The sequence below is a fragment of the Bacteroides sp. 214 genome (assembly GCF_010501015.1).
Taxonomy (GTDB): Bacteria; Bacteroidota; Bacteroidia; order Bacteroidales; family Bacteroidaceae; genus Bacteroides.
The window spans coordinates 1-13,932 of sequence record NZ_QVML01000022.1 but is presented as its reverse complement, the minus strand read 5'-3'; the positions used below and the strand labels follow the sequence as shown (position 1 = coordinate 13,932).

Here is a 13,932-nt window from a genome sequence, read left to right as displayed (position 1 = left end):
ATTTTTATTTAAGTAAGTTAATATCAATGTTTTTAGGGTTTTGCGCTTCATGCTTATGTTCGCTACCTGCGTAAACATACATGTTCGTCAATATTTCAGCACCCAATTTGTTCTTTGGGAGCATACCCTTTACAACTTTTCTCAACAATCTGTCGTTGCCATTAGGTTTTGCTTGCAAACGAGCCGGAGTCATTTCTCTTTGACCACCAGGATAACCAGTGTGCGACAAGTAAACTCTGTCGTTCCATTTGTTTCCTGTCATTTTTACTTTGTCGGCATTGATAATGATTACATTATCGCCACAATCTACGTGAGGAGTAAAGTTTGGTTTATACTTTCCTCTCAACAATTTTGCCACTTTTGATCCCAGACGTCCCAACACTTGGTCTGTTGCATCTACAACAATCCATTCTTTGGTTGCGGTCGCTTTGTTTGCAGAAATGGTCTTGTAACTTAAAGTATCCACTCTTAATTTTGTTTTAATTGTTACTACTAAATTTTCATTACCGCTTAACTCTCCCCGGACAAAGGATTGCTAAGTAGCTATGAATTAATCTTTTAATACTTTTCGATAATAATCGGCTTGCAAAATTAGTGCTTTTCTTTTTACCTGCCAACATTTTCTATGCTTTTTTTGAACTGTAAAGAGCGATAGCATAAAAACAGAAGAATCCCCATCAATCTCATTACTCAAGATTGACGGGGATTTAATACTCTATGCACGACACATTTTAGAATTCGGCATTGTTAGGTGTTCTTGGGAATGGAATCACATCACGAATATTACTCATACCAGTAACAAACAATAACAAGCGTTCAAATCCAAGCCCAAAACCAGAGTGTGGAGCGGTTCCAAAACGACGGGTATCCATATACCACCAAATATCTTTCTCTGGAACTCCCATTTCTTCAGCTCGACGTTGTAGTTTTTCTAAATTTTCTTCACGTTGTGAGCCACCTATAATTTCGCCGATTTTTGGGAAAAGAACATCCATAGCACGTACGGTTTTTCCATCATCATTCTGCTTCATGTAGAAAGATTTAATCTCTTTCGGATAATCAGTAAGAATCACCGGAGTTTTGAAATGCGATTCAACCAAATAGCGTTCGTGTTCAGAGGCCAGATCGACTCCCCAATAAACGGGGAATTCAAACTTATGCCCATCGCCAACTGCTTTTTCCAGTATCTCAATACCCTCGGTGTATGACAGGCGAACAAACTTATTTTGCAAAATAAATTGCAGGCGTTCAATCAGATCGTCTGTTTCTTCATTCTTATAAAGATGTTTTCTGGCACCGTTGAGGAACTGAATGTCATCCATACAGTTGTCCAAAGCCCACTGAATACAATACTTAATGAAATCTTCGGCCAGATCCATGTTCTCTTCTATCTCGTTGAAGGCAACTTCCGGCTCTATCATCCAAAACTCTGCCAAGTGTCGAGGTGTATTCGAGTTTTCGGCACGGAAAGTAGGTCCAAAAGTATAAATTGAGCCCAAAGCCATTGCAGCCAACTCACCTTCCAACTGTCCGGAAACAGTCAAACTAGTCTGCTTCCCAAAGAAGTCATTCTTATAATCTATCGATCCTGCTTCATCATGTTTCAGGTCGTACATATTCATCGTAGTTACCTGAAACATTTGTCCAGCCCCTTCACAATCAGACCCTGTTATTATAGGAGTATGAAAATAAAAGAACCCCCTTTCGTGGAAAAATTTATGAATTGCAATCGCCATGTGATGACGGATACGGAATATCGCTCCAAAAGTATTGGTACGCGGTCTTAAGTGAGCCACCTCACGAAGAAACTCCATTGAATGCCCTTTCTTTTGCAGCGGATATGTATTATCACAAGCACCAAGCACTTCTATTTCAGTCGCTTGAATTTCCCCTTGCTGTCCGGAACCAACAGACTCCGCATAAATACCATTAACACTTAAACAAGCTCCGGTAGTAATCAACTTCAGCATTTCCTCATCGAAGTTACTTAAATCCACTACTACTTGTATATTATTTATTGTAGAACCGTCATTCAAGGCAATGAAATTCACCTGTTTACTACCGCGACGAGTACGCACCCATCCTTTTACATTGACCGTAGCTCCAAATTTATCGGATGCCAACAAATCAACAATCTTTGTTCTACTAATCTTTTCCATACTTTTTACTTTTTATAATCATTAAGAGAACGACCCCATACGTAGGTAGTTCACTTCGTTCTCAGACAGATAACGCCAATCTCCACGTCTTAAACCTTTCTTGGTTAATCCTGCAAAGAATACGCGATCCAACTTCACTACTTTATAACCCAGAGCTTCGAATATACGACGAACGATACGGTTTTGCCCTGTATGAATTTCAATACCAATCACGTTGCGCTTGAAATCATCTACATAACTTACAGCATCTGCTCTAACTTCAGTTTCCTCATCTAGCTTAACACCATCCAGTATCTGATCCATATCTGCTCTGGTTACATTCTTATCTGTTGTAACCTGATAGATTTTTTTCTTCTCATATTGCGGATGCGTTAATTTAGAAGCCAAATCGCCATCGTTTGTAAGCAACAATACACCGGTAGTATTACGGTCAAGACGACCTACCGGATAGATACGCTCCGAGCAAACTCCTTTCACCAAATCCATTACAGTACGACGAGATTGTGGATCATCAGAGGTTGTTACACAATCTTTCGGTTTGTTTAGCAATATATATATCTTTCGTTCTATATTTACCGAACGATCGTGGAACTTAATTTCATCCGAACGTTTCACTTTTGTACCCAATTCTGTCACAACTTCACCATTCACCAATATTGCACCTGCGGTGATAAATTCATCCGCTTCGCGACGCGAACACACTCCCGCATTGGCTAGAAATTTATTCAGACGAATCGGTTCATTAGGATCTACGTTCAACTCTTTGTACTCAATCTGCTTCTTGATGCTATATTTTGCATGTGGATTATAATCATCTGTACGACGTTGAGGACGATTAAAGCCTTGTGAGCGTCCATCGCCCGAATTAAAACGTGGACGTTGAGGACGATCATAGCCTCCACCTCTATTATAGCCACCATTATTATAACCACCGCTATTGTAGCCTCCGCTATTATAACCACCACCTTGTGGACGATATGGACGTCTTTCGCCACCATCGTTGTTATAAGGTCTGCGTTCGTAGCCCTGGTCATTATCATATGGGCGTGGTTGTGGGCGGTTAATACGTGGGCGTGGCGCACCTTCTTCTCTATTTATGCGCGGACGCTGTGGACGATCATAGGCATTTCCACCTCTATTATAAGAGCCTTGATTATCGTCACGATTATAATTAGGACGTTGCGGACGATCACCGTACGAACGTTGCGAATTATCATCACGATTATAACTGGGGCGCTGTGGGCGATCACCATACGAACGGTTGTAGCCACCACCCTGATTGTAATTAGGGCGGTTATAACCACCTCCTTGATTGTAGCTAGGACGTTGGGGACGATCGCCATACGAGCGATTAGCACCATCGCGGTTGTATCCACCTTCCCTATTATAACCTCCTTCGCGATTGTAGTTGTTTTCCCGACGATTGTATCCGTCATTGTTGTACTCATTACCTTCACGGTTCATTTCCTTACCCTCATTGGCAGGCTCTTCCTTCCAAAAATCATTTTCTGTACTCATGGTTCTATTCGAATAAAATTACACACTATGCCTCGCGGCACTTTTTTAGGATTTATATATTGATAATACTGTATTAAATCCCCGTATAGGTATGCGGGGTTATTTTTCTTAATTCTTCTTTAATGTTTTCACTTACGTTCAATTCCTCAATAAACCGTTTTATAGAAACTTCGTTTATAGCTTCATTTGTTCGGGTTAATGCTTTTAGTGCCTCATAAGGATTGGGATAACCTTCTCTCCGCAAGATAGTCTGTATGGCTTCTGCCACCACACTCCAACAGTTATCTAAATCATTATAGATAGCCGTATTGTTCAACAAGAGTTTACGCAAGCCTTTCAAAGAGCTCTGCATTGCTATAACAATATGTCCAAATGGCACACCCACGTTCCGCAATACAGTTGAGTCCGTCAAATCGCGTTGCAAACGAGAGATAGGCAGCTTCACAGCCAAATGCTCCAGAATAGCAGTAGCAATGCCCAAATTTCCTTCCGCATTTTCAAAATCAATCGGGTTTACCTTGTGTGGCATAGCACTCGACCCCACTTCACCGGCCTTAATCTTCTGCTTAAAATACTCCATAGAGATGTATTGCCAAAAGTCGCGATTCATATCTATTAAAATAGTATTGATGCGTTTCATTGCATCAAACAGTGCCGATAAGTTATCGTAGTTGGATATCTGTGTAGTATATGCTTCGCGTTGCAAACCGAGCTTATTAGCCAGGAATGTATTACCAAACTCTCTCCAATCTTTGGCTGGATAGGCTACATGATGCGCATTAAAATTACCGGTTGCTCCACCAAACTTGGCAGAGATGACACACTTCTGCAATTCGGCCGTCTGCACTTCCAACCTATAAGCAAACACATTGATTTCTTTTCCCAAACGAGTTGGCGAAGCAGGCTGTCCATGTGTTTTGGCAAGCATTGGTATATCTGCCCACTCGGCAGCATAAGTTTTAAGTTGCGCGGTAAGTTCATTTAATAAAGGCAAGTACACATCCACCAAAGCTTCTTTGATAGAAAGTGGCACCGACGTATTGTTGATATCTTGCGATGTCAACCCAAAGTGGATAAATTCTTTATATGCGTCTAACCCTCCTAGCTTATCAAACTCTTCCTTAATGAAGTACTCTACCGCTTTTACATCATGGTTAGTTACTTTTTCAATATCTTTGATGCGCTGCGCGTCTTCCTTTGAAAAGTTTTGATAGATAGCACGCAAAGCAGTGAACGTTTCTTGTGTAACCGAAGCAAGTTCGGGCAAAGGAAGTTCACAAAGCGCGATGAAATATTCAATTTCCACCTGCACTCTGTACTTAATAAGTGCATACTCGGAAAAATATTTGGCTAATTCGCTAGTTTTGTCTCTATAGCGACCATCAATAGGCGATATAGCTGTAAGTTGTTCTAATTTCATACCCCGTTTGTGATAAAAATAAAGTGCAAAAATAGAGCTTTTTATTGAGTTAAGAGTAAAGAAATAAAGAAAGTTTGTAACTTGCGCCCGATTTATCAACTTTTAATAGAGAAAGAGTTCCTTTTTGCAGATAACCAACGATGGCAAGTATTAAATATCCATACTTAATTATAACAATATCGCTTCTTTGCGCACTCCTCTTTTCGTGCTCCGAAGAGGGGGAAGAGTTACCGCCACTACCCGTCACTTGTCTGCAAAACGACAACATCATCATCTCCGAAATAGTAGGTTTGCCACAGGACATAACATTCAGCAAGGTTAAAGCAGAAATATCAGGGGTCGATTGGCAAATAATAGCAACCGTAGAGGGAAAGTATAGCAATGGGAAAGTCACACTTTCTCTTCCCGTTCATTTTAGTAACGAAGAATTACAAAAGGCTACGCGTGCCGATGCTGCCGATTATACCGGTTACTGGCCGGCAGAGGGCAATAATGCACAGGCAAAAGTTGCAGCACTCAATGACATCATTGCTTACGACAACGACAATAACCGTATAGGTAGATTGTTTCTTAGCGATTGGTCAGGCGAAGGTTCTAAGAGCAACAAGACATTCATATACTATCATTATGCCAATCAAGATTTCGCACTAAGCGGATACAATTTCACCTTAGTAGCCGGTGGCAGGAAATCTTTCAGCTACAACGCTTCATTCAAAACGGGATGGAACGCCTACGCTAACACCAGCCTATCGAGTGGAATTACCCATTGCACTACATTTATTGAAGAAGAAATGCCACTCACCTGGCATTTTGAATCTTGGTTGTAACAATCAGGTCATAATTCTGCGTTCCCTCAGCCACAGTTTCATGCTCCGTCGTCCATAGGCGCACGACTGCTCAGCCTATGTCTCACGATTCAACACCCATAATCAGTGAAGTAAAAAACGGATCAAGTAGAAATCTTTGTTGGTGCTTGTCTTCCCTTTACATTTCTGCTTATTTTCCAAAGAAACAATGTTGCGCTAGGACGCTTCTGAGAGGGGGTATTTCACCCCCAAATACTTGACGCGTCAACTCTTTATACTTGAAGCGTGTACTCTTTATACTTGACGCGTCAAGTATTTGGACTATACGGCTATACTATTTAACTTGATCCGTAAAAAACAGAATAGATGGTCATTTTTTGTCCGTTTTGCACCAAATTTTGTACGTACAGACCGATAGTTTAACCTAATATTGCAGCGCAAAATCAATAACAAAACAATCATGAGAACACTATTAACAATTTCCTTTTATTTTTCATTCGCCATTGCTGCAGTAGCACAAACTCCGGCATTTCCCGGAGCAGAAGGTGGAGGAATGTACACCACAGGCGGACGTGGCGGTACAGTTTATTATGTAAATACCCTCGAAGATACTTCAACGGGAAACAGTTCCACCAAAGAAGGCTCGCTCAGGTGGTGCTTGAACCAAACCGGCGTGCGAACCATACTCTTTAAGGTAAGTGGCACAATCATGCTTAACAGCAAACTAAGCATCAAGAATGGTAACGTAACGATTGCCGGTCAGACAGCACCGGGCGATGGTATCTGCCTGGCCAACCATCCTGTAGAAATCAGTGCCAATAACGTTATTATCCGCTACCTGCGCATCCGCATGGGCGACGATTCCGTAATAAGCGGAGGAGCCGATGCACTGGGAGGACGTTTCTTTAAGAACGTAATTGTAGACCATTGCTCTATGAGTTGGAGCACAGACGAATGTGTCTCTTTTTATAATTGCAACTACTTTACGCTTCAATGGTGCCTTATCTCCGAGAGCCTACGACTTTCCACTCACGACAAAGGGCCTCATGGATATGGCGGTATTTGGGGAGGAACAGATGCTAGCTTCCACCATAATTTTATGGTGCACCATGATAGTCGCGTACCACGCTTTGGCCCCGGAGCAAACATTAAGCCACACACAGAAACAGTAGACCACCGCAACAATGTGCTTTACAACTATGGAAACATATACGGAGGCGAAGCCATGAACATCAACATGGTAAACAACTACTACAAACCAGGAGCACGATCGAGCACAGGTACAGCGCGTGGACGCATCATGAGTATAGACAAAGACAAGAATACAGGAAGCATACGCTATAACATTTGGGGACAATTCTATATTGATGGAAATGTAGTAGACGATGGTAAAAATGAAGTAAACTGCAACAACGCCACCAGAGACAACTGGACGTACGGTGTATTCAATCAATTCCCGTCGGGTTATGGCACAGTATCGGAAGCAGAGAAAGCAGGCATCAAAATGTCTGAGCCTTTCGTTATCAAAGGCCTCTCCGGCGATAATGTGGTTCCTACCACTGTAACAACCCACACTGCCGAGAAAGCTTACGAAAAAGTACTCGAATTTGCTGGGGCAAGTCTTAGACGCGATTCGCACGACCTACGTATGGTGGAAGAAACACAAGCAGGAACAACCAACTTCATTGGTTTATCTATCTACAACGGATATGGCACCAATTACCCCGGCATGCCGGATGTTAACTGGAAGAGTACCGGCTACCCAAAAGCAGGTATTATCGACTCGCATAGGGATATAAAACCAGCCAACGCTGATGCCAATTGGACACCATGGCCTACCTTAGTGCAAGAAACCGCACCAACAGACACCAACCGCGATGGCATACCCGATGGATGGCTCGAAAGCAACTATCCAGGCAAAACAGCTACCGACTTAAACGAAGAAGGATATACCTATCTGGAGGTTTACATCAACAGTTTGGTTAATCATATTACCGTAAATCAAAACAGCAACACATCAAGCGGACTCAAAGAGAACAGCGCGGAGAAAAACATTACTATGTTTTACAACCGCACATCAAAGGAGGTTCATATCAGCGCCAACAACGGCAACACCATAAAAAAAGTTGTTTTCTATGACATCGCCGGCAGGATGATTGCTACAAAAGAATACTCAAAAGAGACAAGTGTTGTAACACAGCTGCCCAACAGCACAAACAAATTCTTCTTTGTTAGAATCTTACTGGAGAATAACGAAACAATAACATATAAACTGTTTGTCTAATACATTAAAAAAAGCAAATTACTATGAGAACATTTTTTATTATTAGCCTTCTCTTCTTCGCCATTGGATTGCGAGCAGCAGAAACAGAAGTTACGCCAAGCACCTTTTCGAGTGCTTACTCGGCAGCTGCCGACGGAGATGTTTTACTTTTACAAGAAGGCAACTATGGTTTGAACATCGACTTAAAATTGGATGCTAAGATTACCCTACGAGGTGTAGAGGAGGATATCTCTAAAGTTAAATTAAGCGGAAAATTCAATGCGCTCGCTGCTGGTAAAACAAGCAAAGGTTTAGTACTCGAGAATTTAACGATCCAACCTAATGCGTCTCCATTTATAGAGATTAAAGGAACATGCGATGAAGTCACATTCAAGAATTGCGACATATCTCTACTTACAAGGCACCTCATTAGCATATCGGGAAGCAATGGCAGTTACGATGGTATATTAACCAACCTGACCATTGATAAAACAATTATCAACTGCGCAGGACCTACCGGATACAGCCTTGTATATGGGAACTATGGCTACGTGCTCAACTCGATTGTAAAAGAGTCTACCGTGTACAATTATCCCGCCGAAAACTTTCTGTGGTGGAGAAGTTATATGGCTTCGCCCGACTTTAGTGTAGAGTTTACGAACAACACATTCTATGGCATCAGCAAAGCTTCATACTATTTGTGCTATGTAAATGGCAATAGTGGTGCCGGTTCTTCTTTTACTTTTACCAACAACCTGTACGTAAAGGGATATGCCGACAATGCAAACATATCCGTATTCCGGTCAAATGGAGATAACGGCACACTCATAGCCAACAACAACCTACACGAAGGATACAAAACACCGCTTTATACAGGAATTGTAACCAATGCCACTATCAATGATTTAATATTGGGCGAGGGTGCGTTGGAAAGCGTGAGTACAGTACCATTCCCCGATCCCAGCAATGGAGATTTCACACTATTAGCATCTTCGGCATTAGCTACGGCAGGTAAAAACGGAGCTTGCTTGGGCGACCCACGCTGGATTAAGACTGTTTCGAAACCAGCCAATCTCAAGACTGGTGTTTATCCGGCAGGTGCAGGAAGCGTTACCCCGCCACAAGCAACCTACGAGGTAGGTGCCAGCGCCACCGTTAGCGCAAGCCATAATTTCGGTTATCGTTTCAAAGAGTGGCAAGATGGCAACGGAAACATACTTTCGTCAGAGAATCCATACACGTTTACTATCAGTGAGGATATAACGCTAACAGCTATTTTCGATGTCTTCACCACCTATTCGCTTACTGTAAACAAGGAGGGAGATGGCGCTACATGGGGAAGTGTATTGCTTTCGCCAGCCCCGGTCAATGGGTATTACGAAGAAGGAGAAATTGTTTCTGTAACCATTGATCCCAATCCCGTTACTTCATTTATGTATTGGGAAGACGAAACCAACCAGCTCTCTCGTCAGATAGTAATGAATAGCGAGCAAACAATTACAGCTACTTTTGATGTTATTCCGTTTATTGTAGGATGGAATTTTAACAATCCCGGTGTTGTAAGAGGAAACCGTCCGGGTGATTTTGCCGCTACAACTGATAACACAGGGCTGATGAAACTATACAACGCCGACGGAAGCAGCACCAACTGGGGTGGAAGCACCAAGACCTTTGGCGGAGTTACCTACGACTGCGCCAGAAGATATACGGATTACGCACAAATGAGTACGCCACGTTATCTACAAGCCGAGTTTTCAGCTAAAGATCAAGAGTTGTTTACGTACGAAAACATACGTATTGTGTCATACATAGCGGCCGATAATGCTTGTGTGCATAAAATACAAAAGATACAATATGCAACCAATGAAGCCGGACCTTTTGTTGATTTGGCAACTGTTGATTTAACCGACAGTCACAGTACCGAATGGGTAGAGTTAAGTGCAACACTGCCTGCCACACTTACTGCCGCAGAGAAAGCCAAACTATACATCCGTTGGATTGCAGATAGCAGCAGCGAACTGCTTGGAACTCCCGCAGCTAACGACACAGAAGGTTTCTACCTAGCTAATGTTATGATTTATGCAGACTGGGTAGATAATGAAGATGCAATAGCACCTAAGTTACTTGCTACAACACCGGCACAAGGTTCGTCTACCGCTTCGGCAAACGGGTCTATCGTATTGACATTCGACGAACGTGTAAAAGCAGGAATCAACGAAGGAAAACTGGAGTTCAACGGCGAAACACTAACACCTGTATTTGGGAATCGTACGGTTTCGTACACCTATAAAAACCTTGCGTACGGCACTCCTTATTCTTATACAATCCCTGCCGGGTTATTTACAGACAACTGGGGTAATGCATTCGAAGGAGCTACCGTCTCTTTCTCTACAATGGAGCGTCCGCAACCTATTGCCCGCAAGTACGATGCTGTAGTAGCCACAGATGGTAGTGGTGATTACACCACTTTGCAAAGCGCTATCGATGGCGCACCAACAGGACGCACATCACCTTGGCTTGTCTTCGTAAAGAAGGGAGACTACAAAGGCACGATAGTAATTCCTGCCAACAAACCTTTTATTTACCTGATTGGCCAGAGCAAAGAGGAAACAATTATTCATGAAAAAATAAATGTACAGTCCACCCCTAACCCCGAAGCTAGTTGGTACGCCAACGATTTAGCTGCATGGCCTTATTCGGTACACAACCCCGAATCGCCCATGTACGGAAAAGAAGGCACGGTGGTACGCGTAAACAGCAACGACTTCTACGCAGAGAACATCACCTTCGTAAATGACTGGGGTGTAGATGCCCAAAATGGGCCACAAGCGCTTGCCATGATGACAAAGGGAGACCGGGCATCATTCTACAATTGTGCGTTCCGCTCATTCCAAGACACTTGGCAAACTGCCGGAGACACAGGCTATCGCCACTATGCCAAAGATTGTTATATAGAAGGAGCTGTTGATTATATTTATGGCGCCGGAGATTGTTATTTCGATAATTGCACCCTGTATTGTGTCAGAGGAGGTTCGGTTATCACAGCCCCCAACCACAAAAACGGCACACAGTGGGGATATGTATTCGAAACATGTACCATCGATGGCAATGCGGCTTCTAACGATGGAAAAACAAAGTTGGGTCGCCCATGGCACGAATTCCCCATGGTGGCTTACCTCAACACAACAATGAAAATCTCCATAGCTCCCGAAGGGTGGACAGAGATGGGTGGCTTCCCCAAGGTATTTGCCGAATACAACAGTATGGATGCCGATGGCAAGCCTATCGATCTCAGCAATCGCAAAACAATCTATGCCGGAGACGATAGTCCGGGAACAACCAAAGAAGCCAAGGCTGTACTTACAGCCGAAGAAGCGGCTGCTTACACCTACACGGCAGTGACAGAGGGCACCGACAACTGGAATCCACGCAAGTTCTTTGAACAAGTAGCCAAACCTACAAATGTACAATTGGAAGAGGGTAAGCTCACTTGGAACAGTGTAGAGTATGCCATTTGCTACATCATCACCTGTAACAACGAAGTGATTGGGTTTACAACAACTACCGAATTTGTTATTGAAAACGTCGACACAAATAAAACCTATCAGGTAATGGCAGCCAACGAATACGGAAGCATTAGTGAGGCAAGCGGCATTGGAGACCCCGTTTCTATCAAAGAAGAGCAAGCTACCCCCACACCTGCTGTTTTTATAACCGAGACAGAGGTAACTGTTTCTCATGTAGCCATTGGAGCAACTATCCGCTTATACGCTATTGACGGGCAACTTATAAAGCACATAATTGCAAAAGACGACACAGTTCGCATTCCACGTATGAGTATGAAAGGAATATATGTGTTAGTTGTAGGAGAGCGGGCTATTAAGCTTACGTTGTAACAACTGCTTGTATTTTCTAATACAAATCGCCACGGTTTAGAATAGCTCTAAACCGTGGCGATTTCCGTTTTAATAAACTTTTTCTATTGTATGTTGTTGTACTACTATAAAAATCAAGTGAATTAAATTAAGATTACCAAGTTATGATTTATAATTTATTGTTTCCGCGTAAGTTCAGCGAAGCCAGCATGTCTTGGCTCTTACTCTTAGCTCGTGTTATGTTTGGTCTATTATTTTTGCTACATGGCATTCAAAAGTGGAGTAACTTCCAAGAACTATCCACAGTCTTTCCCGACCCATTGGGAGTTGGCAGCTCACTATCTCTTGGGCTAGCTATTTTTGCTGAATTAGCCTGTTCAATTGCTTTTATCTTTGGCATACTGTATAGATTAGCCTTAATACCCATGATTTTCACTATGGCTATGGCCTTTTTCGTCATTCATGGTAGCGACCCATTCGCAGTAAAAGAACTGGCATTGGTCTATTTAGTGGTATTTACCCTAATGCTCATTGCCGGACCGGGCAGATTTTCTGTAGACCGCATTTTAAGGAAGTTCTTGGTTAAGGACAGGAAATAGTATATACCTATTTACCCTGTTCTACACGATACTCAATCATGTGTATCTTATTGTATTCTATAATAGCATCGGTAACCAACATCTGAAGAACTAAATCGGCGTTCCACTTTATATCAGAGAGTGTATCACTCTTTGTCTCGAACATAATTCTGTTCTGTAGTGCATCAAATGCCTTTTTCCGCTTCTCGATTTCTTCCTGCGCTTTTTGTGGGTCGCTGGCATTATCCTGATTCTTTTCCAACTCAGTGATATTTGCTTCTATACCTGCAACAAGCGCTTCATACATTTGCGCTATTTTTTTATCTTTCTCTTCACTACGGGTAAGACCTAAAACCAATTCGTTAATTTTATCAAGCCTGATATTGTCTTTATATGCTTCAATAATATCTTCAAACGCCCACACATTATCAACCTTGTCTATACAATAGTTTTCTTTGAGGTTGTTTATGTGACATTGCAATACAATATCAACAGCTATCTCCTGGTTTTCTATTTTAGCTTTCGCCAATGCCTCTTCTTCTCTTTTTAGTCGTTCTTCTTCCGACAACTTAAACCACGATTTCTTCTTAGCTTCCTCTTTCTCTTTATTCAGGAAAGCCATAACACCCCAAATTCTGTTTATCAGAAACACCGGCTTAAACATCAACGTTTTGATGCCATTCTTTTTAGTTTCATCATCAACATAAGGATCCTTTAAGTGTGTATGAATAATATCAATTTCTGCATTGTAATTCCGAAGCAACATACCTATGCCGTGCATCTTATCATAAAACTCCGGACTGTTATTATATTTCTCCAAGTGAATATCATCGGCCAAAACCTTTAGTTTCAGTACGTGCTCATCGGATGGATATTTTGTTTTATCTTTCTCCCACTTCGCCGCGAATGCTATTGTGCATACTTGGTTTCTAAACAAATGACGTATCAAATCTTTTAAGAGTTTATTCTGAATTTCGAAATTTACTCTTTCCACATTATCTGCCGTCAGCTTTGAATAGTCCCTCCCCTGTTTCGAATATATAGCACCATATATTCCGGCTAACGCACTTATCACCGACACAATAGCCGTAAAGATAGCCAAGTTCAAATTATAAGTAGATATCCTTAAATTCTTTATCGTATGTGGGTCTGGATTTGTATTTTGATAAATATTATTCAATACCTGCAATATGCTATCCGAATAGTTTATACTATCGGGTCAACGTAAAAAGTTGAGGAGTCACTTTATGTTTTTTATCTTTGCCTAAAAAAGATATTATGCAAAAAGATGGTTATAGTTTGTTGTTACCTTT

The 13,932-nt window shown here is 42.0% G+C and carries 9 protein-coding genes; 4 read left to right on the top strand and 5 right to left on the bottom strand.

What is annotated here, in order from left to right:
* Window positions 1-4: 4 nt before the first annotated feature.
* The 4 genes from rplM to purB form a co-directional block, all read right to left on the bottom strand.
* A complete protein-coding gene (gene rplM / locus D0T50_RS12750) occupies window positions 5-466 on the bottom strand; it encodes a 50S ribosomal protein L13 (protein WP_163223916.1) in 462 nt (153 codons plus the stop codon).
* Between the two features lie 265 nt (window positions 467-731).
* Window positions 732-2,159, bottom strand: coding sequence for an asparagine--tRNA ligase (gene asnS, locus D0T50_RS12745; protein ID WP_163223915.1), 1,428 nt, complete (start codon window positions 2,157-2,159; stop codon window positions 732-734).
* A gap of 21 nt (window positions 2,160-2,180) precedes the next feature.
* A complete protein-coding gene (locus D0T50_RS12740; RefSeq protein ID WP_163223914.1) occupies window positions 2,181-3,677 on the bottom strand; it encodes a pseudouridine synthase in 1,497 nt (498 codons plus the stop codon).
* Between the two features lie 73 nt (window positions 3,678-3,750).
* Window positions 3,751-5,097, bottom strand: coding sequence for an adenylosuccinate lyase (gene purB, locus D0T50_RS12735; protein WP_163223913.1), 1,347 nt, complete (start codon window positions 5,095-5,097; stop codon window positions 3,751-3,753).
* 140 nt (window positions 5,098-5,237) lie between these two features.
* On the opposite strand from purB, the gene D0T50_RS12730 reads away from it, so the two are divergent.
* The 4 genes from D0T50_RS12730 (at window position 5,238) to D0T50_RS12715 (ending at window position 12,640) form a co-directional block, all read left to right on the top strand.
* Complete coding sequence (locus D0T50_RS12730; RefSeq protein ID WP_163223912.1) at window positions 5,238-5,924, top strand: hypothetical protein; 687 nt, start codon at window positions 5,238-5,240, stop codon at window positions 5,922-5,924.
* A gap of 439 nt (window positions 5,925-6,363) precedes the next feature.
* A complete protein-coding gene (locus tag D0T50_RS12725; protein ID WP_203558245.1) occupies window positions 6,364-8,187 on the top strand; it encodes a polysaccharide lyase family 1 protein in 1,824 nt (607 codons plus the stop codon).
* Window positions 8,188-8,210: 23 nt separating this feature from the next.
* The gene (locus D0T50_RS12720) at window positions 8,211-12,062 is read left to right on the top strand and encodes a pectinesterase family protein (protein ID WP_163223911.1); all 3,852 of its coding nucleotides are present in this window, start codon (window positions 8,211-8,213) and stop codon (window positions 12,060-12,062) included.
* Between the two features lie 143 nt (window positions 12,063-12,205).
* Window positions 12,206-12,640 carry a DoxX family protein gene (locus tag D0T50_RS12715; RefSeq protein WP_163223910.1) on the top strand — a complete coding sequence of 145 codons (435 nt, stop codon included), beginning with the start codon at window positions 12,206-12,208 and terminating at the stop codon, window positions 12,638-12,640.
* 7 nt (window positions 12,641-12,647) lie between these two features.
* Here the strand turns inward: D0T50_RS12715 and D0T50_RS12710 are convergent, their stop codons facing one another.
* On the bottom strand, window positions 12,648-13,799 hold the full coding sequence (locus D0T50_RS12710; protein WP_163223909.1) for a hypothetical protein: 1,152 nt from the start codon (window positions 13,797-13,799) through the stop codon (window positions 12,648-12,650).
* Between the last annotated feature and the right edge of the window lie 133 nt (window positions 13,800-13,932).

Coding starts and splice junctions, on each gene's coding strand:
- asnS (WP_163223915.1), bottom strand. CDS start 2,159: ATGGAAAAGATTAGTAGAACAAAGATTGTTGATTTGTTGGCATCCGAT.
- D0T50_RS12740 (WP_163223914.1), bottom strand. CDS start 3,677: ATGAGTACAGAAAATGATTTTTGGAAGGAAGAGCCTGCCAATGAGGGT.
- purB (WP_163223913.1), bottom strand. CDS start 5,097: ATGAAATTAGAACAACTTACAGCTATATCGCCTATTGATGGTCGCTAT.
- D0T50_RS12730 (WP_163223912.1), top strand. CDS start 5,238: ATGGCAAGTATTAAATATCCATACTTAATTATAACAATATCGCTTCTT.
- D0T50_RS12725 (WP_203558245.1), top strand. CDS start 6,364: ATGAGAACACTATTAACAATTTCCTTTTATTTTTCATTCGCCATTGCT.
- D0T50_RS12720 (WP_163223911.1), top strand. CDS start 8,211: ATGAGAACATTTTTTATTATTAGCCTTCTCTTCTTCGCCATTGGATTG.
- D0T50_RS12715 (WP_163223910.1), top strand. CDS start 12,206: ATGATTTATAATTTATTGTTTCCGCGTAAGTTCAGCGAAGCCAGCATG.